An 18,450-nucleotide genomic window follows, 5' to 3' on the forward strand; every position below is an offset into this window, starting at 1 on the left:
GAGCATCCTCCTTCGTCAACCCGCCGCGTTCCCGGCGCCGGGCAGCGGTAACGCGCCGGGCCGGACCGATGTGGCGAGGCATGCCGGTGCCCCGGGCCGGGTAGCCACACCCGTGCCGACCCGACACATCAGCGAGCACGGCTTCCTCGCCGACGGGCGCAGCGCGGCGCTGGTCGACAGCGACGGCTCGGTCAACTGGTGGTGCCCGCCCCGGTTCGACGCGCCGTCGGTGTTCGGGCGGCTGCTCGACTCCGACGCCGGGCACTGGAGCATCCGCCCCGAGGGCGCGGCCACCAGCAGCCGGTCCTACCTGGACGACACGCTGGTGCTGCGTACCGTCTTCACCACGGCGACCGGCACGGTCGCCGTCACCGACGCGCTGGCGCTGGAGCACGGCGCGCGGGGTCACGACATCGGGATGCGCTCGCCCCGGGTGCTCGCCCGGCTGGTCGAGGGGCTCACCGGCGAGGTGCCGATGCGCGTCGAGTACGCGCCGCGCTTCGAGTACGGCCGGGTCGGCGCCTACCTCACCGAGCACGACGGCGTGGTGGCCGCCACCGCCGGCGCCTGCCGGCTGGAGCTGCGCGCCGACGTCCCGCTGACAGTCGCCGAGGGGGCCGCCGCCGGACGGTTCACCGCCCGCGCCGGCAGCGTCCACCGCTTCACCCTCGGGTACGCCCCGACGTACGCCGGCACCGCACCGGCGCTGCCCGACGCCGCCGAGGTGGTGGCCGGGACGGTCGCCGGCTGGCGGTCCTGGTCGGCGCTGCACGACTACCAGGGCGAGTACCGCGACGAGGTGCGGCGCAGCGCGCTCGCGGTGCAGGGCATGACGTACGCGCCCAGCGGCGCCGTCGTCGCGGCGGCCACCACCTCGGTGCCGGAGAAGGTCGGCGGCGACCGCAACTACGACTACCGCTACGTGTGGCTGCGCGACTTCAGCCTCACGCTCCAGGCGCTGTGGCGGGCGGCCTGCCCGGACGAGGCGGACCGGCAGTTCACCTGGGTGGCGCGGGCGATGGGCCGGATCGGCGACGAGCCGGTGCCGATCATGTACGGCGTCGAGGGGGAGCGGGACCTGACCGAGCACGACCTCGACCACCTGGCCGGGTACGAGCACAGCCGCCCGGTGCTGGTCGGCAACGACGCCTGGCGGCAGCGGCAGAACGACGTGCTGGGCGAGGTGCTCGACGCCGCCTGGCTGATGCGGTACTACCTCGACCCGATGTCACCGGAGGTCCGCGACCTGCTGCGGACGCTCGCCGACCAGGCCGAGCGCGGCTGGCACCGGCCCGACGCGGGGATGTGGGAGGGGCGGGGCCCGGAGCGGCACTACGTGTCGTCGAAGGTGGAGTGCTGGACCGCGCTGGACCGGGCGGTCCGGTTCGGCTCCCGCATCGGCGAGCCCGCCGACGTGGCGCGCTGGGCCGCCGCCCGCGACGAGATACGGGCGACGGTGCTCACCCACGGCTGGAACGAGCGGGTCGGTGCGTACACCGGGGCGTTCGGTGCCGACGACCTGGACGCCTCGGTGCTGGTCATGCCGCTGGTCGGTTTCCTGCGGGCGGACGATCCGCGGATGCGCGCCACGATGGACGTGCTGGAGCGGCGGCTGTCCCGCGACGGGCTGCTGCGCCGCTGGGACGGCGACCCGGCCGGGTTCGTGATCTGCTCGTTCTGGCTGGCCGCCTGCCTGGCCGAGGCGGGGGAGCTGGACCGGGCCCGGCGGCTGTTCGAGCGGCTGGCCGCCCGCACCAACGACCTCGGCCTGTACGCCGAGCAGATCGACCAGGACACCGGCGAGCAGGTCGGCAACTTCCCGCAGGCGTACTCGCACATCGGCCTGATCATCGCCGCCGGCCGCATCACCGACGCCGCCGCCCGTGCCCGTGCCCCCGCCTCCCGCCACCCCGCGCCCGCTTCGCGTCGATCATGAGGTTGACGGCGATGTCGATCTCCCTGAGTGCCGCCAACGTCATGATCGACCCCGGGAGCGGGGGGTGGGGGAGGATGAGGCGGTGGAACTCGTGATCATGGCGGACACGCATGTGCCGAAACGGGCGCGGGATCTTCCGGGGCCGCTGTGGGCGGCCGTCGAGGCCGCGGACGTCGTGGTGCACGCCGGGGACTGGGTGGACGTGGCGCTGCTGGACGCGCTGGAGGAGCGGTCGCGCCGCCTGGTCGGCGTGTACGGCAACAACGACGGGCCGGAGCTGCGCGCCCGGCTGCCCGAGGTGGCCCGGGTCGAACTGGACGGCCTGCGCGTCGCGGTGGTGCACGAGACCGGTCCGAAGACCCGCCGCGAGGAGCGCTGCGCCGCCGCGTACGGCGACCGCGACCTGCTCGTCTTCGGACACTCGCACATCCCCTGGGACACCGTCGCCCCTGGTGGCCTGCGCCTGCTCAACCCCGGCTCGCCCACCGACCGGCGGGCGCAGCCGTACGCCACCTACCTGACCGCGCGGGTGGCGGCGGGGCGGCTCGACCGGGTCGAACTGCACCGCCTGCCCCCGCGCTGACCTCAGCGGCCCCGGCCGGTCTCCGCCTGGAGCTCGTCGATCCGCCGGGACGCCTCGGCCTTGGTCAGGCCCTCCGGCACCGGCTCGCCCGCCTCCTGGGCCAGGGTGTGCAGGTACGACTCCTGGGCGGCGGTGGGCGGCTCGTCGCCGGTGACCCAGTCGTCCGGGTCCTTGACGGCGGCGTCCGGGTTCACGTTCCTGCCGCTGGTGTTGGCGCGCTCGGCCATGCTGATTCACCTCTCCTCGAACAGGTGTACCACTACCCCCGGCCCGGCGGGTTCATGCCGCCCGCCGCCTACGATCACCTGGTGGCGGCGGAGCGGGCGGGCGTGGTGGTGGTCGGCGCGGGCATCGCCGGGGTGGCGTGCGCGACCGAGTTGGCGCGGGCCGGCATCCCGGTGCGGGTACGCGAACGCGCCCGGGTCACCGGCGGGCGGATGGCCAGCAAGCGCTTCGACGGCCGCCCGGCCGACCTGGGCGCCGCGTACTTCACCGTGGACGACGCGGACTTCGCCGCCGTGGTGGACCGGTGGCGGGACGCCGGGCTGGCCCGGGAGTGGACCGACACGCTCGTCGCGTACGGGCCGCGCGGACGCGAGCAGGTCACCGGCCCGATGCGCTGGGCCGCCCCGCGCGGGCTGCGGTCGCTCGTCGAGCACCTCGCCGCCGACCTGCCGGTGACGCACGACCGGCTGGTGATGACAGTCGAGCCCGGAGCCCGGGTGGACGGCACCGCTGCCGAGGCGGTCGTGCTCGCCATGCCCGGCCCGCAGGCCGCGCTGCTGCTGGACCCGGCGCTGGCCGAGGCGACCCGGGCGGTGGCCGCGCAACGTTGGTCGTCGGCGTTGACCGGAGTGCTGCACTTCCCGGCCCGCCGCTGGGCGGACTTCCGCGGCGCGTTCGTCAACGACCACCCCGTGCTCAGCCTGGTCTGCGACGACGGCGACCGGCGTGGCGACGGCGCGCCGGTGCTCGTCGCGCACACCACCGCCGGGTTCGCCGCCGGGCACCTGCTCCAGCCCACCGCCGCCCGCCCGGCGATCGAGCAGGCGGTCCGCGACCTGCTCGGACTGCCCGAGCCGGCGGTGTCGGGCCACGTGCACCGCTGGACGTACGCGTCCCCGGCCGCGCACGCCGGGAGCGCCACGTTCCACCTGGACGACGACGGCATCGGCCTGGCCGGTGACGCGTTCGGCCGCCCGCGCGTGCAGACCGCCTGGCGCTCCGGCCGGGACCTGGGCCGCGCGCTCGCCGCCCGGCTGGGCTGATCCGGCCCCGACCCGGGGCGCGCTCAGCCGGTGGCGCCCACCGGTTGCGCCGCCGACCCGGCCCGCGTGTCCTCGCCGGTGCGTTCGCCCTCCCGGTCCAGCAACTGCATGACCGGTGTCGCGGCGATCCCGTGCGCCACCACCGACACCACCACCACGAGACCGACAGTGGCCCAGACCAGTTCCGCCTGCGGGAAGTCGGTCTTGCTGGTGGCGTACGCCAGGTAGTAGAACGAGCCGACACCGCGGATGCCGAACAACGAAATCACCCAGTGCTCGGCCGGTCTGCCCGGCGCCCCGCGCAGCGACAGCCACCCGGCCAGCGGCCGGATCACCAGCACCAGGGCCAGCCCGGCGAGCGCCGCCGGCCAGGTCAGCGGCGCGAGCAGCCCGCCGATCACCGCGCCGCCGAACAGCAGCAGCAACAGCACCGTGAGCAGCCGCTCCACCTGCTCGGCGAAGTCGTGCAGCACGGAATGGAACTCGTGCGTACGCTCGGCGGCCCGGATCGCGCGGGCGGCCACGAACACGGCCAGGAAGCCGTACCCGCCGATCACCTCGACCAGCCCGTACGCGAGGAACGTCGCGGCCAGCGCGAGGAAGCCCTCGGAGTGCCGGGCCAGCCGCAGCTTGCTCGGGGCGCGGAAGAACAGCTTGCCGAGCAGCCAGCCGACGAGCAGCCCGCCGCCCACCCCGGCGGCGAGCTTGTAGAGCACGTCCACCGCGAACCACTCGGCGAGCCAGCCGGACGGCGCGAGCCCGGTGGTGGCGATCGCGATGGCCGCGTACACGAACGGGAAGGCGAGCCCGTCGTTCAGGCCCGCCTCCGAGGTGAGCGCGAAGCGCACCTCGTCCTCCGAGTCCTCCACATCGGTCGGTTCGCCCACCTGCACGTCGGAGGCGAGCACCGGGTCGGTGGGCGCGAGCGCCGCGCCGAGCAGCAGCGCCGCGGCCGGCACCAGACCGGCCCACCACCAGCCGAGCAGCGCCACCGCGGCGATGCACAGCGGCATCGCGATCGCCAGCAGCCGCCACGTCGACGACCAGCGGGCCCAGCTCAGCGGACGGTCGATTTTCAGGCCGGCGCCCATCAGCGCGACGATCACGCCGACCTCGGTGAGGTGGGTGGTCAGTTCCGGCCAGCGCAGCGGGTCCGGTGTGGGCAGACCGGTGGGCAGCACGAACACGAGCATGCCGAGCCCGAGGAACGCGATCGGCATCGACAGCGGCCGTCGCTCCAGGACCCGGGGCAGCACCCCGGCCAGCAGCGCACCGACGCCCAGCAGAGCGAACGCGACATCGACCGGTTCCACGACACCACCCTTCCGACGCCCGGCGGCCGGGCGGTGGAGTCCAGCAGTGCCCCGAAGCGGGCCCGGTTAAGCGTTCGCGTGCCCGCCGGTTGACCGCCGGTCAGCCGAGCGTGCCGATGGCGCTGTCCGGCAGGGCGTCCAGCAGCGCCGCCGGGTCGTCGTAGACCGCCACCGCGCCCGCGCCGGCCAGCTCCGCCCGGCCGGTGCCGCCGCAGGTCAGCCCGATGCAGGGGATGTCCAGCTTGCCGGCCGCTGCCACGTCCCAGACCGAGTCGCCGACGAACACCACCCGCTCGGCGGTCAGCCCCGACTGCTCAAGCGCGGCGACCAGGATGTCCGGCGCCGGTTTGCTCTCCTGCGCGTCGGCTGACGAGGTGACCGAGTCGATCACGTCGTCCGCGTCCAGCGCGGCCCGCAGCGCTGTCACCTCGTGCTCGGCGGCCGAGGTCGCCAGCACCACCCGCAGCCCGCGCTCGGCGCAGGCGCGCAGCAGTTCCCGCGCCCCGGGCAGCGGCGCCAGCCGCTCCCAGTACTCCGCGTACAGCGCGTCGTGCGCGTCGCGCAGCCGGCCGTCGGCGTCCCGGTCCCGCTCCGCGCCGAGCAGGTGGTCGAGCAGCTTGTCCGAGCCCATGCCGATGGACCTGTGGATCCGCGCCATCGGCACCCGGTGGTCGGCCTGGCGCAGCGCCTCCCACCAGCTCACCGTGTGCAGGTACGTCGTGTCGACCAGGGTGCCGTCCACGTCGAACAGGACACCGCGTCGCTTGTCGTCGGCCATGTCCGGCTCCTACCCGGCCGGGGCGTCGCCGACGCGCGACTCACCCGCCGGAATGAGGATCTCGAACCACACAGTCGATCCGCGTACGGTCGGGTCGGTGCCCCACGCGTCGCTCAGCTCCTCGATCAGCCCGAGCCCGCGGCCCCGGCTGCTGAGCGTGTCGGTCTGCGCCCGGGTGACCTGACCCCGGGTGCCCGAGTCGGCCACCGACACCAGCAGCCGCTCCGCGGACAGGTCGACCTCGACCCGGGCGGCGGTACCGGCGTGCAGCAGCGCGTTAGTGGTCAGCTCGCTCGTGCACAGCACCGCCGCGCCGATCACCGCCTCCGGCACCCGCCACTCGCCGAGCTGCGCGGTCATCCAGTGCCGGACCCGGCTCGGCGCGGTCGGCTCGGCCGGCACCTCCATGCTCGCCGACCGGCTGGGGCGCACCGCGTACTCGACGGCGAGCACCGCCACGTCGTCCTCGGTGGCGCCCGGCACCGACGCGGTCGCCACCGCGCACAGCGCGCGCGGGTCGCCGCCGGCCGCCCCGGTCACCGCCGCGCCCAGCCCGGCCATCCCGGCGGCCAGGTCCTGCCAGCGCCGCTCCACCACGCCGTCGCTGTAGAGCAGCAGCGTGTCGCCCGGGCGGAACGGCACGGTGGCGGTACGCGCCCGCCCGCCCAGGCCCAGCGGAGGAGCGGGCGGCACGTCGACGAACTCGGCCACCGGCGCGCCGGGTCCGGCGCGCCGGATCAGCGGCGCGGGATGACCGGCGCTGGCCAGCGTGACCAGCTCCCGGTCCGCCTCGACCACCCCGAAGACCACTGTCACGAACAGCTCCTGGGTGCCGCCCTCGACGCCGAGGCTGGCGACCAGCCGGTCCAGCCCGTCGAGCACCGCGTCCGGCCGGGAGTCGACCAGGGCGAGCGCGCGCAGCGCGGCGCGTACCTGGCCCATCCGGGCCGCGGCCTGCACGTCGTGCCCGGCCACGTCGCCCAGCACCACGCCCAGCGCGCCGGTCGGCAGCAGGAACGCGTCGTAGAAGTCGCCGCCGGCCGCGTTGCCGTCCACGCCCGGGTCGTAGCGGGCGGCGATACGCAGCCGGGGCAGCTCCGGGAGCCGTTCCGGCAGCATGCTGCGTTGCAGCATCTGGGCGGTGCCGTGCTGGGTCTCGAAGCGGCGGGCCCGCTCGGCGGCCTGGCCGACCAGCTCCGCGGAGGCGGTCAGCAGCGCCCGTTCGGCGGGGGACCAGGGGCGCGGCGTCCGGTAGCCCACTGTCAGCGAGCCCCGGACCACCGTGGTCCGCAGCGGCAGCGCCGCCAGCGCGCGGATCTTCTCGTCGTGCCGGTCCGCCGCGACGCCGCGCAGCGGCTGCCCGTCGGCGGTGAACGAGGCCACGCCGCTGCGCGCGGTCACCACCGCCGGCAGCGGTGACTCGGCGGACATCCGGCGCCACAGCGGGGGCAGCCGCTCGTCGGCCTCGTCGAGCAGTTCGCCGCGGATGCGGCGGACCAGCCGCCACGCGCTGCCCTCGTCCACCGCGAACGACACCCGGTCGGCGTCGAAGGAGTGCAGGCAGTAGCGCAGCGTCACCCGGGCCACGTCGTCGAGCGTGAGCGTGCCGGCCAGTGCCGCCGCGAAGTCGCTCAGGCTCTGCAACTGCTGGGTCAGCTGGGTGGTCTGCGCCGAGACGGTCAGCACGCCGACGATGCGGCCGGTGGAGTCGCGTACCGGGCAGTGGCCCCTGGTGAACACGGCTGGCTCGGCCGGGCCCTGCCGGTCGGCCGGCAGCACCGCCTCCCGTTGCAGGAACGGCTCGCCGTGCCGGTAGACCCGCTCCAGCGCCTCGCCGGCGCCCGGGTCGCGCCACACCTCGGCGAACGCCTCGGCCGCCGGCCGGCCCAGCGCCTCCGGGTGCCGGTCGCCGATCAGTTCGGCGTACCCGTCGTTGTAGAAGACCACCAGGTCGTCGCCGAGGAGCAGGGCCATCGGGACCGGGGAGGCGAGCACCACGTCCGCCACGGCGCGGACCGCGGGGTCCCAGGTGTGCGGGGCGCCCAGCGGCGTACCGGCCCACGGGTGGGTGGTCCCGGCCGCCTGCCCGCCGACGACGGGATCGGTGGGCGCTCCCGGTGCGGGGGCGGACGGTGTGGGAACCCGACCGACGGTGCCTGGCATGACCGCAGCCTAACCGGAGCATGGCCGGGTGGTTCCGATCATGCGTCCGTGGCGGACGCGGCTGGCCCGCGGCGCGGATGTTCGGGCAGGTCACGGCCGATTCGGCAGGCCATGTCGGGAAATTGGCCCGGTCCGGCCCGGCGTGCGGCCCAGGTCACCGGGTATGCGGGCGGCGCAGTTCACGCGACAGGAGGGACATCATGCCGAAAACCCTCGCGGTCGGACAGGTCGACATCAGTGCGGCCTGGACCGACTTCTGGAGGTCGGTGCTGCTCTTCGTACCGCGGGCGATCGCGTTCATCGCGATCCTCGTCGTGGGTTGGCTCATCGCCCGAGCCGTCCTCAAAATCGTGGACGCGGCACTGGAACGGGTCGGGTTCGACCGCGCCGTGGAGCGCGGCGGGATCAAACGGGCCCTGGAACGCACCAAGTACGACGCCAGCGACATACTGGCCAGACTGGCCTACTACGCGGTCCTGCTGTTCACCCTGCAGTTCGCCTTCGGGGTGTGGGGACCGAACGCGATCAGCGACCTGATCCGCGGGGTGGTGTCCTGGCTGCCGCGGGCCTTCGTGGCGATCGTGATCGTGGTGATCGCCGCCGCCATCGCCAACGCCGTCCGGGACCTGGTCTCGGGTGCGCTCGGCGGGCTCTCGTACGGCCGGGTGCTGGCCGACGTGACGGCGATCTTCATCCTGGCGCTCGGCATCATCGCCGCGCTGAACCAGGTGGGCATCGCCACCACGGTGACCACACCGGTGCTCGTGGCGTTCCTCGCCACCGTGGCCGGCATCCTGATCGTCGGTGTCGGTGGTGGTCTGGTCAAGCCGATGCAGGACCGCTGGGACGGCTGGCTGCACCGGGCCGCCGAGGAGTCCCGGGCGATCCGGCAGCAGCGGCAGGCGCAGCAGGCCGGCCGTGGCGACTACGAGCGGCGGATGGCCGACCGGGGCGGGCAACCGGCACCGGCGGCGCAGCAGTCGTCCATGTCGGGCGCGGGCACGTACCGTTCCGGCGAGGCAGGGGACGAGACACAGCAGTTCCGCCGGCCGAACGGCTGACGGCAACGGGTGACGGGGTGTCCGCGGGGCGATCGCGGGCGCCCCGTAGCCGTGCCCTGGTCAGGCGAGGTGGCGCGGGTCCAGCCCGCGGGCCAGCAGGCACACCGCGAGCAGGCGGGTGAGCGTCCAGTCCGGCTCGGACCAGTCCACCGGCTCGGCCGGCGGCGTCCAGCCGTGCTCGGCCGCCGCGTCGCGCAGCCCTTCGACGTACCCGGCGAGCGCCGCCACCGTCAGTGGCCGGCGGTCGCCGTCGAGGCTGTCGCGTACCCCGGCGGCGTGCTGGTCGACCTCGGCGAGCAGCCCGGGGTTCGCGTGGGCCGCGGCGAGGCCGGCGGTGCCGACGGCGGCGGTCAGCGAGGTGAGGGTCGTCCGCGCGGCCACGGCCGCGGAGCGGCGGGTCGCGACCCGGTTGTTCGGCACGCGCATGGTGTCCGAGGCTAACGCCGCCCGCCGGGGTCCGGCCTCGGCCGAGCGGGGGATGTCCGGGTCGTCCGGGGGAGCCGTCGCGTCGTCCGGCGGGATTGAGTCGCCCGTGCGGGGGCAGAAGTCCGGTACGCAGAGCACGCGACCGGGGTCACGGAGGGACACGATGGGACAGCGGGCCGACGGACCGGACCGGGCACACCGGCGCCCGGAGGGAGTGAGTGACGCCACGGTCGAGGCGCTGGGCAAGCTCAGCGAGGCCCTGGAGTGCGTCGAGCGGGCCCGCGGCCACCTGTACGAGCTGCACCAGCTCATCGGCCACGCCGACCTGATGCTCGACGACGCGGTGGAGATGTTCCGCGCCGCCGGTCACCCGGCGCTCGCCGAGCGGATCGACAGGGAACTGCTCGGCCGCAACGTCATCGCCGGGCGGTGGACGTTCCAGATCGTCGAGGACTTCGACGACGGGTACTACGCGCTCTTCCGGGAGCTGGACCGGCGGGCCCGCGACGAGCTGGTCGAGGGCCGGCGGCACCTCTACGAGGCGGAGATGAAGGAGCGCCGCCGCAGCCGGGGGATGCCGGGGCACGAGGCGCGCCCCGGCACGCGCTGACTCAGTCGGAGGAGCGGGCGTCGGCCGGGCGGCGGCGGGCGCCGTCGTCGGCGATGATCACGGTCGCGACCATCAGCGCCACCACCAGGCTGAACAGCCAGGAGCTGTCCTCGGTGAACCGGGCGGAGACCGGAGCCTGGAGCGCGGCGAGCAGGAAGCCCAGCCACGCGAGCTTGCGCTGACGGTTGGAGAGGAAACCGGAGCCCTGTTGCATCCCGAAAGTCTTGCGCGCATGAGGGGGAGTGCCGTCAGCCGTTCGGCCGATTCTAGATGGGCTGTCCGTTTTCCCGGCCGTCCGTACCGCACTTTTTGTCGTTTCGGCCGAGCATGAATCCGGTGGCTGCGGGCATCGGCACGGGTGCCCGCAGCCACCGGCGGATCACATGCTGTCGGGGCCGGTCCGCCCGATCGTCGACGGCCGGTACGCCCGGTCCGCATCGGTCATCTCCCGCCGCTCGGCCTCCGGGCCGGCGCCCCGGTCCACCGCCTCCGGGCCGTGCCCGAACGCGGCCTCCTCGCCGGCGTCGTTGGCGGTGACGTCGTCGCCCTGGCCGTCCGTGGCCGACCGGGCGATGGCCTGGTCCAGCTCGTGCAGGGGAGTGCGGTCCTCGTCGCGCCACACGTGGCGGTCGTTGTCGGTCATTCCCCTGCGGTACCCGGACCGGATGATCGCAAACGGCCGGGCACGGCGATGGCCGCCGGCACCGCCGGCGGCCATCCAGACTCGGGTACGGGGGAAGGTGGCTCAGGGGGTGGGGCGGTCGACAGCGCCGCGCCAGGCGCCGGTCTCCTGACCGCGCCGCTCGATGAACTGCTTGAACCGCTCCAGGTCGCCCTTGGCACGCCGGTCGACCACGCCCAGCTTGTCGCCGGCCTGCTCGACCACGCCGTGCGGCTCGAACTCCATCTGGAGCGTGACCCGGGTGTGCCCCTCGTCGAGGCGGTGGAAGGTCACCACGCCCGCCTGCTGGGTGCCCCCGGTGGAGCGCCAGGCCACCCGCTCGTCCGGCAGCTGCTCGGTGATCTCGGCGTCGAACTCGCGCTTCACGCCCGCGATCTCCACGGTCCAGTGGGTCATCGTGTCGGAGAGCTGCCGCACCTCCTGCACGCCGTCCATGAAGTGCGGGAACTCCTCGAACTGGGTCCACTGGTCGTACGCGGTCCGGATCGGGACGTCCACGTCCACGTGCTCGGTAACGCCACTCATGTCGGGGTTCCTCCTGTTCCGCCGGTGTGTCTCGGACGGGCCGTGGGCCGGCCCGCTCACCAGCGCGTCGTCTCGTTCCTGTGCCCGAGCGCGGCCCACACCTCGGAGATCGTCTGGTAGTGGGCGCCCGCGGGCAGGGTCTCCAGGGCGGCGACGATGTCCGTCGGCGCCTCGTTCTCCCGCGCGTTCGCCAGCAGCGCCTCCCGGTCGCCGGGCAGGGCGGTCATCGTGATGAACCGCCCCAGACGGCTGCGCGCCTCGACGTCCTCGGAGCTCATGCCCTGCGGCGTGCCGCTGCGCAGCTCCCCGGCCGGCGCCGTGGTGGCCTCCGGCTGGTCCTCGCCGGCCGGCTCCGGGATCCGGAACTCCTCGGCCCGCGAACCGCCGGTGCCGGCGCCTTGGACGAGACCGCTGACCTCGCTGCTCATCTGGTCGTCGACCCTGGGCGAGTGCTTGCTGCTGCCACGTTCCATGCCTTGGGAGATGCCCCGGGGGACCGCCGGTAAACCGGCGCCGGCCGGGAGAGCCGGTCATCCGGGCGGCAACCGGTCGGCCGTCTTCTCCCCGTCCGCCTTCTCGTCGCCGGCCGGGGCGCGCGGCGGCAGCACCGGGTCGTCCGGGTCCTCGACCCCGGCCTGCATCGCCCGCCCGCGTTGCAGCTCGGCGTTCACCTGCACGCCGAGCATCAGCGCGCAGTTGGACAGGTAGAGCCACACCAGGAACGCGATGACCGCGCCGAGACTGCCGTACGTGACGTCGTACGAGCCGAAGTTCGCCACGTACAGGCCGAAGCCGAAGGAGGCGAGCACCCAGGCCACGAGCGCCAGCGCGCCGCCCGGGGTCAGCCAGCGGAACCGCGGCTGGCGGACGTTCGGCGCGATCCAGAACAGCAGCGACAGCAGCGTCATCGCGACCACCGCGAGCAGCGGCCACTTCGCTACCGACCACGTCGTGCGGGCCACCGCCCCGGCGTGCAGCAGGTCGCCCACCGCGTCGGTGACCGGGCCGCTGACGATCAGCCCGGTGGCCACCACCGCGAGCAGCACGATCGTCACCGCGGCCATGCCGATCTGCAACGGGCGCAGCCGGTAGAACGGCCGGCCCTCGCGTACCCCGTAGATCGCGTTGGAGGCGCGGGTGAACGCGCCGATGAACCCGGACGCGGACCAGAGCGCGCCGAGCAGACCGAAGCTGAGCAGCACCTTGGCCGAGCCCTGCTGCTCGACCACGTTGCGCACCACACCCACGAACGCGTCGTTGCCGACCACCGAGCCGGCGCCGATCTCCCGAGCCAGGTCGATCACGGTGTCGACGGTGCGCGGGCCGTCGGAGACCAGGCCGACCAGCGCCACCACCACGATCGTGGACGGGAACAGGGCCAGCACGCCGTAGTAGGTGAGCGCCGCGGCCCAGTCCGCGCAGTTGTCGGTGACGAAACCCTTGCCGCTGCGTACCAGCACGCCGCGCCAGGTGCGCCAGTTGAGCTGGCGGATCCGGCGGGGGAGGCGGGACCGCGTCCGGCCGCCGACCGTCTGTGGTGTCGTCACGGTCATGTCCGCCTCCTCCAGGCCTCGCCGTCGGGCGTGGCCGGGCGGTACCCCCGGGGGGAAATCGACAAACCGGGTGCCGGTTTGCCCGCCGGGCGGGAGGGAACCACACCAGACAGCCGATCGAGACTCCAGGAGGACGAGATGCCCGGGCGCGAGGTACTGCCCAGCACGCTGCGGCGCTCGCCGGCGAAGGCGCAGCGGACCTGGGAGAAGACGCACGACTCGGCAGTCGAGACGTACGGCGAGGGGGAGCGGGCGCACCGCACCGCCTTCGCCGCCGTCAAGCACGAGTTCGAGAAGGTGGGCGACCACTGGGAGCCCAAGGGCCGCAAGGGGCCCAGCGACAAGCAGGCCGAAGGCGGCGGCCCGGCCCGGCGCGCGCCGACGGCCGGCGGGGTGGACGCCAACGCCACCAAGGACCACCTCATGGAGGTGGCGAAGAAACTGGACGTGCGCGGCCGGTCCCGGATGACCAAGCCGGAACTGGTCAAGGCGATCGAGAAGGCCAACGACAACGCGACCCGCAAGGCCCGCGGGGGTCGCTGACCCCTGGGGGTACGCGCCGAGCCCGGGACCGCCTCGGTCCCGGGCTCGTGTCGTGCCGTCTCACCAGTGGCCGCCGCCCGGCGCCTCCAGGTGCACCGCCTTCACGGTGCTGAACTCGTCCAGCAGTTCCGGGCCGTACCCGAAGCCCTGACCGCTGCCCCGGCGCGGCTGGGACGCGCCGCCCGGCGCCCCGCCGAACACCGAATTGATCTTCACGGTGCCGACCGGCAGTTCCCGCCAGGCGCGCTGGGCGTGGCTCATCGAGCCGGTCAGCACGGTGGCGGCCAGGCCGTACGGGGAGTCGGCGGCGCAGCGCAGTCCTTCGCTGAACGAGTCGACCACCACCACCGGGGCGACCGGCCCGAACGTCTCCTCGCGGACCAGCGCCATGTCGTGGCGGCAGCCCTCGACCACGGTGGCCGGGTAGAACGCGCCGGGCCCGTCCGGCAGCACGCCGCCCGCGCGTACCCGGGCGCCGTCGGCGAGCGCGGCGGTGACCTGACCGTGGACGTGGTCCCGGTGCCGCCGGTCGACCAGCGGCGCGAGCTGCGTGCCCGGGTCCCGGCCGGGACCCACGGTCAGCGCCTCGGCGCGCGCCACCAGCGCGTCCAGGAAGCCCTCGGCGACGTCGCGGTGCACGTAGATCCGCTCGACCGCCACGCAGATCTGACCGGCGTTGGCGAAGCAGCCGAGCGCCGCCTGTTCGGCCGCCCAGATCGGGTCGACGTCCGCGTCCACCACGAGCGGGTCGCTGCCGCCGTTCTCCAGCAGCACCTTCGCGCCCGTCCGCGCGCCCGCGGCGGCGATCGCCCGGCCGGTGGCGGTGGAACCGACGTGGGCGATCACGTCCAGCTCCTGGCCGGCCAGCGCGGTGCCCACCTCGCCGCCGCCGGTGAGCAGCGACAGCACCCCGGCCGGCAGCGCCGAGTCCAGCGCGCGGGCCAGCAGCCAGCCGGTCGCCGGGGTCCGCTCGCTCGGCTTGTAGACCACCACGTTGCCGGTGACCAGTGCCGCGCCGAGCAGGCCGCAGGACACCGCCACCGGGTCGTTCCACGGGGTGATCGCGGCGACCACGCCGCGCGGCTCGGGGGCCATGAAGTCCAGCGCGTCGTGCGCGCCGTGCAGCGTCCGGCCGCCCCGTAGCGGGGCCAGCTCGGCGTACTGTCGCAGCGTGCCGATGCCCGCAGCCACCCCGCCCCGCGCGTCGTCGAGCGGCTTGCCCATCTCCGCCGTGGTCGCCTCGGCCAGCTCGTCGGCCGACGCCTCGACCGCGTCCGCCGCCCGGTGCAGCGCCGCGGCCCGTTCCGCCGCTGCGGTCGCGGCCCATTCCGCCGCCACGCCCCGGGCCGCCTCGACCGCCTTGGCCACCTCGTCGGCCGTCGCGACGGGCGCCCGGGTCACCGGCGACCCGTCCGCCGGATCGTGGACGACCAGTTCGCCGCCCTCGCCGCCGGCGCCCCACACTCCACCAATGAGCTGCGCAACCGTGTACATGCGGCCCTGCTTGCCCCGGCCTGGGCGGGGCAAACGCGTTTCGCCCGGGGACCGGCCGGGTAGGCGGATCGGATGACCTCCACCGCAGACGCCGTCGTCATCGGGGCCGGGCACAACGGGCTGGTGGCCGCGAACCTGCTGGTGGACGCCGGCTGGGACGTCGAGGTCCTGGAGGCCACCGAGGCGCCCGGCGGGGCAGTGCGCTCCGCGTACGTCACGGCGCCCGGTTACCTCAGCGACCTCTACAGCTCCTTCTACCCGCTCGGCTACGCCTCGCCGGTGCTCGACGGGCTGGGCCTGGAAGGGCACGGCCTGTCCTGGACGCACGCGCCGGACGTGCTGGCGCACCTGCTGCCGGACGGCCGGGCCGCCGTGGTCAACCGCGACCTGGACACCACCGCGGCCTCGCTGGAGGCGTTCACGCCCGGCGACGGGGAGCGCTGGCGGCACGCGTACGCCGACTGGTGCCAGGTGGCCGAACCGATGCTGCAGACCATCACCACGCCGTTCCCGCCGGTACGCGGCGGGCTGGGCCTGCTGCGGCAGCTCCGGGTCGGCGGCGCGCTCCGGCTCGCCCGCCGCCTCGTGCTGCCGGTACGCAAGCTCGGCGCGGAACTGTTCGAGGGCGAGGGCGGTCCGGTCCTGCTGGCCGGCTGCGCCCTGCACACCGACCTGTCCCCGGAGGACGCCGGCTCCGGCGTGTACGGCTGGCTGCTCGCCATGCTCGGCCAGCAGGTGGGCTGGCCGGTGCCGGTCGGCGGCGCCCAGCGGATCACCGACGCGCTCGTCGCGCGGCTGGTCGAGCGGGGCGGGCGGATCACGTACGGCGCCCGGGTCGAGCGGGTGCTCACCGCCCGGGGCCGGGCGATGGGCGTCCGTACCGCCGGCGGCACCGACTGGCGTGCGCGGCGCGCGGTGCTCGCCGACGTGCCCGCCCCGGCGCTCTTCCTCGACCTGGTCGGCGCGGCGGCGCTGCCGCCCCGGATGGTCGAGGACCTGGCGCACTTCAAGTGGGACGGCTCCACGCTCAAGGTCGACTGGGCGCTGTCCGCGCCGGTGCCGTGGAAGAACCGCGACCTGGCCGGCGCCGGCACCGTGCACCTGGGCGCCGACCTCGACGGGCTCACCACGTACGCGGCCGAGCTGGCCCGCGGCGAGCTCCCACGGGATCCGTTCCTGCTGGTGGGGCAGATGTCGGTGGCCGACCCGAGCCATTCACCACCGGGCACCGAGTCGCTCTGGTCCTACACCCACCTGCCGTTCCGCCGCGACTGGCGGGCCGAGGAGGTCGCGGGGCACGTGGAGCGGATGGAGGAGGTGCTGGAGGCGGCGGCACCCGGGTTCCGGGCGTCGATCGTCGGGCGGCACGTGGCCGGCCCGGCCGACCTGGAGGACGCCGAGCCGAGCCTGGTCGGGGGAGCACTCGGCGGGGGTACCGCCGCGGCGTACCAGCAGTTGTTCCTGCGGCCTATCCCCGGCCTGGGCCGCGCCGACACCCCGGTGGACCGGCTCTACCTGGCCAGCGCCTCCGCCCACCCGGGTGGTGGCGTGCACGGCGCACCGGGAGCGAACGCGGCGCGCGCCGCGCTGGCACGCGACCGGGCGGTCACCGGCGAGGTGTACGCCCGCACGATCGCCGCCGCCCACCGCACCATCTACCGCTGACCCGACCGAGCCCCACCACTGCCCCTCACGCTGCCGCAGACCGCCGCCCGCACCGACTGCGGAACACCCACCGCAGCCTCTCGGCGAACGAGATCGGGCGTCCACCTCTGAGGGCTGTTCCGGGGCGTCACGCTGGGTGTCCGGTGTCGCCCCGCGGGATGACCGCGCCGCCGCCTTTGCTCTGCAGCCGCCTGCGCATCGGTCACGGACCGTGTCCGAGGCGGGCGCTCGGCGAAACGGTGTCCCGGACAGCGCCCCTGCTCAGGGCGGTGTTGCGCCGATGGCTGCAGAGCAAAGGGGCGACGAGGGAATGTGGCGAGACGACCGCGCCCTCACGCGCGGTGACAATGACGCAGCGTGAGGGCGCGGTGGAGGTGCGGGAGAGACGGGTCAGGAGTCGAGGTTGCGGTGCCGGCTGCGCAGCTTGAACGGCATCAGCGCGCTCTCGATCTTCGTGGCGGTGGTCATCTTCGAGTCGCCGTCGCGGCGCTCCTCGAAGCGGATCGGCACCTCCAGGATCGTGTGGCCCAGCTTGGTGGCGAGGTAGTGCATCTCCACCTGGAAGCTGTAGCCGTTGGACTGGACCCGGTCCAGCCCGATCGCGCGCAGCGCGTCCGCCTGCCAGATCTTGAAGCCGGCGGTCAGGTCGCGGATGCGGACCCGCAGCAGCGTGTGCACGTACAGGTTCGCCCAGCCGCTGAGCGCACGCCGGTACAGCGGCCAGTTCTCGTCCAGCTCACCGCCGGGCACGTAACGGGAGCCGATGACCACCGAAGCCTGGGTGGACAGCAGCGCCCCGAGCATGCCGGGCAGCGCCTCCGGCGGGTGCGACAGGTCGGCGTCCATCTGCGCGACGAAGTCCGCGCCGTCGTCGAGCGCCCGGCCGATGCCGTCCACGTACGCCCGGCCGAGGCCCTCCTTGCCCGGGCGGTGCACCACCATCACCCGGTCCGGGTGCTCGATGGCCAGCTTGTCGGCGACCTCGCCGGTCCCGTCCGGGGAGTTGTCGTCGGCGACCAGCACCTTCAGCCCCGGCAGTGGCAGCGCGAGGAGGCGCTCGACCAGCACCGGGAGGTTGCCCGCCTCGTTGTAGGTCGGAACGACGACGGTCAGGCGCGCATCCCCCCACGGGGAGGGTAACTGCACGGGTTCGATCATCACGGACATCCTCGGTCAGCCGACAGGTTCACCTGAGAGGGTAGCCAGTCCCTCGCGCGGCGGCCGCACAGACGCCCCGCCGGCGATCGATCACCGCTCCGGCTTCTGCCGCGTCGCGATGTCGGACAGCCGGGCCAGCGTCTCCCGGTTACGAAGATGCAGCACCAGGTCGTTGAGCTTGGTCCGGATCCACCGCAACGGCCCGGCGGCGAAGTCCTCGCCGAGCGTCACCCGGGTCCTGCCGTCGTCGAGCGGCTCCAGGGCGAACGCCACGATCGCCTCCCCGGCCGGCCACAGCCCGGCGCGCAGCACCAGCCGGTGCGGCGCCCGGCACTCCAGCACCGTCGACTTGTCCTGGAGCGAGAACGGCCACGGCCCGGCCCGGTGGTGCAGCCGGCTGCCGACGCGCGGCCACGTGTCGTCCACGTCCCGCACGTGCGCGGTGCCCACCACCCAGTCGCTGTACGTCCACCCGTCCGCGAGCACCTCGAAGACCTGCTCCGGGGGCGCGTCGATCACCTTCTCCACAACCGCCATCACCGAGCGGTACCCCCGCGGGGGCGGTCGCTAACGGCGATCCGGGTTAGCTTCTCCGGGGCGGCGGGTATCGCCGGACCGGGCCGGTCGTGGCAGTCGTGCACCCGGCTGTGCGGCACCGGCGGGGCGGCCTGGCGCCGACGCCGACGTTTACT

General features: G+C 74.5%; 20 protein-coding genes. 7 read left to right on the plus strand and 13 right to left on the minus strand.

Going from position 1 to position 18,450, the window contains the following annotated elements; genetic code table 11:
• Positions 1-112: 112 nt before the first annotated feature.
• A complete protein-coding gene (locus CLT75_RS02645) occupies positions 113-1,936 on the plus strand; it encodes a glycoside hydrolase family 15 protein (RefSeq protein ID WP_135239319.1) in 1,824 nt (607 codons plus the stop codon).
• An 82-nt stretch (positions 1,937-2,018) separates the two neighbouring features.
• On the plus strand, positions 2,019-2,519 hold the full coding sequence (locus tag CLT75_RS02650; RefSeq protein WP_135239320.1) for a YfcE family phosphodiesterase: 501 nt from the start codon (positions 2,019-2,021) through the stop codon (positions 2,517-2,519).
• A gap of 2 nt (positions 2,520-2,521) precedes the next feature.
• On the opposite strand, the gene CLT75_RS02655 is transcribed toward CLT75_RS02650, so the two are convergent.
• On the minus strand, positions 2,522-2,746 hold the full coding sequence (locus tag CLT75_RS02655; RefSeq protein WP_135239321.1) for a DUF3072 domain-containing protein: 225 nt from the start codon (positions 2,744-2,746) through the stop codon (positions 2,522-2,524).
• A 54-nt stretch (positions 2,747-2,800) separates the two neighbouring features.
• On the opposite strand from CLT75_RS02655, the gene CLT75_RS02660 reads away from it, so the two are divergent.
• Complete coding sequence (locus CLT75_RS02660; protein WP_209310424.1) at positions 2,801-3,787, plus strand: FAD-dependent oxidoreductase; 987 nt, start codon at positions 2,801-2,803, stop codon at positions 3,785-3,787.
• A 23-nt stretch (positions 3,788-3,810) separates the two neighbouring features.
• Here CLT75_RS02660 and CLT75_RS02665 read toward each other — a convergent pair whose 3' ends face one another.
• From CLT75_RS02665 to CLT75_RS02675, 3 genes are all read right to left on the minus strand, one after another.
• Positions 3,811-5,100 (minus strand): cation:proton antiporter domain-containing protein, encoded by a 1,290-nt coding sequence (locus CLT75_RS02665; protein WP_135239323.1) that lies wholly within the window; start codon positions 5,098-5,100, stop codon positions 3,811-3,813.
• A 100-nt stretch (positions 5,101-5,200) separates the two neighbouring features.
• Complete coding sequence (locus tag CLT75_RS02670) at positions 5,201-5,878, minus strand: HAD family hydrolase (RefSeq protein WP_135239324.1); 678 nt, start codon at positions 5,876-5,878, stop codon at positions 5,201-5,203.
• 9 nt (positions 5,879-5,887) lie between these two features.
• Complete coding sequence (locus CLT75_RS02675; RefSeq protein ID WP_135239325.1) at positions 5,888-8,041, minus strand: SpoIIE family protein phosphatase; 2,154 nt, start codon at positions 8,039-8,041, stop codon at positions 5,888-5,890.
• Positions 8,042-8,241: 200 nt separating this feature from the next.
• Between CLT75_RS02675 and CLT75_RS02680 the strand changes: the two genes are divergently transcribed.
• Positions 8,242-9,102, plus strand: a complete 861-nt coding sequence (locus CLT75_RS02680) for a mechanosensitive ion channel family protein (RefSeq protein ID WP_135239326.1) — start codon at positions 8,242-8,244, stop codon at positions 9,100-9,102.
• Positions 9,103-9,162: 60 nt separating this feature from the next.
• Here CLT75_RS02680 and CLT75_RS02685 read toward each other — a convergent pair whose 3' ends face one another.
• Positions 9,163-9,528 (minus strand): DUF6401 family natural product biosynthesis protein, encoded by a 366-nt coding sequence (locus tag CLT75_RS02685; protein ID WP_209310257.1) that lies wholly within the window; start codon positions 9,526-9,528, stop codon positions 9,163-9,165.
• A 163-nt stretch (positions 9,529-9,691) separates the two neighbouring features.
• Between CLT75_RS02685 and CLT75_RS02690 the strand changes: the two genes are divergently transcribed.
• Entirely contained in the window at positions 9,692-10,138 is a 447-nt protein-coding gene (locus CLT75_RS02690; RefSeq protein WP_135239328.1) for a hypothetical protein, read from the plus strand.
• Between the two features lies 1 nt (position 10,139).
• Here the strand turns inward: CLT75_RS02690 and CLT75_RS02695 are convergent, their stop codons facing one another.
• From CLT75_RS02695 to CLT75_RS02715, 5 genes are all read right to left on the minus strand, one after another.
• Entirely contained in the window at positions 10,140-10,352 is a 213-nt protein-coding gene (locus CLT75_RS02695) for a hypothetical protein (RefSeq protein ID WP_013285387.1), read from the minus strand.
• Positions 10,353-10,517: 165 nt separating this feature from the next.
• Positions 10,518-10,781 carry a hypothetical protein gene (locus tag CLT75_RS02700; RefSeq protein ID WP_030270328.1) on the minus strand — a complete coding sequence of 88 codons (264 nt, stop codon included), beginning with the start codon at positions 10,779-10,781 and terminating at the stop codon, positions 10,518-10,520.
• 102 nt (positions 10,782-10,883) lie between these two features.
• The gene (locus CLT75_RS02705) at positions 10,884-11,345 is read right to left on the minus strand and encodes an SRPBCC family protein (protein ID WP_013285389.1); all 462 of its coding nucleotides are present in this window, start codon (positions 11,343-11,345) and stop codon (positions 10,884-10,886) included.
• Positions 11,346-11,401: 56 nt separating this feature from the next.
• Complete coding sequence (locus tag CLT75_RS02710) at positions 11,402-11,818, minus strand: DUF2795 domain-containing protein (RefSeq protein ID WP_135239330.1); 417 nt, start codon at positions 11,816-11,818, stop codon at positions 11,402-11,404.
• 57 nt (positions 11,819-11,875) lie between these two features.
• Positions 11,876-12,898, minus strand: a complete 1,023-nt coding sequence (locus CLT75_RS02715) for a YihY/virulence factor BrkB family protein (RefSeq protein ID WP_135239331.1) — start codon at positions 12,896-12,898, stop codon at positions 11,876-11,878.
• 138 nt (positions 12,899-13,036) lie between these two features.
• Here CLT75_RS02715 and CLT75_RS02720 point away from each other — a divergent pair, with 138 nt between their 5' ends.
• Positions 13,037-13,441, plus strand: a complete 405-nt coding sequence (locus tag CLT75_RS02720) for a ChaB family protein (protein ID WP_135239332.1) — start codon at positions 13,037-13,039, stop codon at positions 13,439-13,441.
• Between the two features lie 60 nt (positions 13,442-13,501).
• Here the strand turns inward: CLT75_RS02720 and CLT75_RS02725 are convergent, their stop codons facing one another.
• A complete protein-coding gene (locus CLT75_RS02725) occupies positions 13,502-14,935 on the minus strand; it encodes an aldehyde dehydrogenase family protein (protein WP_135239333.1) in 1,434 nt (477 codons plus the stop codon).
• Between the two features lie 72 nt (positions 14,936-15,007).
• On the opposite strand from CLT75_RS02725, the gene CLT75_RS02730 reads away from it, so the two are divergent.
• Positions 15,008-16,600 (plus strand): phytoene desaturase family protein, encoded by a 1,593-nt coding sequence (locus CLT75_RS02730; protein ID WP_135239334.1) that lies wholly within the window; start codon positions 15,008-15,010, stop codon positions 16,598-16,600.
• Positions 16,601-16,990: 390 nt separating this feature from the next.
• Here CLT75_RS02730 and CLT75_RS02735 read toward each other — a convergent pair whose 3' ends face one another.
• A complete protein-coding gene (locus tag CLT75_RS02735; RefSeq protein WP_135239335.1) occupies positions 16,991-17,758 on the minus strand; it encodes a polyprenol monophosphomannose synthase in 768 nt (255 codons plus the stop codon).
• A gap of 90 nt (positions 17,759-17,848) precedes the next feature.
• A complete protein-coding gene (locus tag CLT75_RS02740; protein WP_135239336.1) occupies positions 17,849-18,295 on the minus strand; it encodes an SRPBCC family protein in 447 nt (148 codons plus the stop codon).
• Between the last annotated feature and the right edge of the window lie 155 nt (positions 18,296-18,450).

Source organism: Micromonospora sp. CNZ285, from assembly GCF_004637285.1.

Coding starts and splice junctions, on each gene's coding strand:
- CLT75_RS02720 (WP_135239332.1), top strand. CDS start 13,037: ATGCCCGGGCGCGAGGTACTGCCCAGCACGCTGCGGCGCTCGCCGGCG.
- CLT75_RS02705 (WP_013285389.1), bottom strand. CDS start 11,345: ATGAGTGGCGTTACCGAGCACGTGGACGTGGACGTCCCGATCCGGACC.
- CLT75_RS02740 (WP_135239336.1), bottom strand. CDS start 18,295: ATGGCGGTTGTGGAGAAGGTGATCGACGCGCCCCCGGAGCAGGTCTTC.
- CLT75_RS02670 (WP_135239324.1), bottom strand. CDS start 5,878: ATGGCCGACGACAAGCGACGCGGTGTCCTGTTCGACGTGGACGGCACC.
- CLT75_RS02735 (WP_135239335.1), bottom strand. CDS start 17,758: ATGATCGAACCCGTGCAGTTACCCTCCCCGTGGGGGGATGCGCGCCTG.
- CLT75_RS02690 (WP_135239328.1), top strand. CDS start 9,692: ATGGGACAGCGGGCCGACGGACCGGACCGGGCACACCGGCGCCCGGAG.
- CLT75_RS02700 (WP_030270328.1), bottom strand. CDS start 10,781: ATGACCGACAACGACCGCCACGTGTGGCGCGACGAGGACCGCACTCCC.
- CLT75_RS02695 (WP_013285387.1), bottom strand. CDS start 10,352: ATGCAACAGGGCTCCGGTTTCCTCTCCAACCGTCAGCGCAAGCTCGCG.
- CLT75_RS02660 (WP_209310424.1), top strand. CDS start 2,801: ATGCCGCCCGCCGCCTACGATCACCTGGTGGCGGCGGAGCGGGCGGGC.
- CLT75_RS02715 (WP_135239331.1), bottom strand. CDS start 12,898: ATGACCGTGACGACACCACAGACGGTCGGCGGCCGGACGCGGTCCCGC.
- CLT75_RS02710 (WP_135239330.1), bottom strand. CDS start 11,818: ATGGAACGTGGCAGCAGCAAGCACTCGCCCAGGGTCGACGACCAGATG.
- CLT75_RS02680 (WP_135239326.1), top strand. CDS start 8,242: ATGCCGAAAACCCTCGCGGTCGGACAGGTCGACATCAGTGCGGCCTGG.
- CLT75_RS02655 (WP_135239321.1), bottom strand. CDS start 2,746: ATGGCCGAGCGCGCCAACACCAGCGGCAGGAACGTGAACCCGGACGCC.
- CLT75_RS02675 (WP_135239325.1), bottom strand. CDS start 8,041: ATGCCAGGCACCGTCGGTCGGGTTCCCACACCGTCCGCCCCCGCACCG.
- CLT75_RS02730 (WP_135239334.1), top strand. CDS start 15,008: ATGACCTCCACCGCAGACGCCGTCGTCATCGGGGCCGGGCACAACGGG.
- CLT75_RS02725 (WP_135239333.1), bottom strand. CDS start 14,935: ATGTACACGGTTGCGCAGCTCATTGGTGGAGTGTGGGGCGCCGGCGGC.
- CLT75_RS02685 (WP_209310257.1), bottom strand. CDS start 9,528: ATGCGCGTGCCGAACAACCGGGTCGCGACCCGCCGCTCCGCGGCCGTG.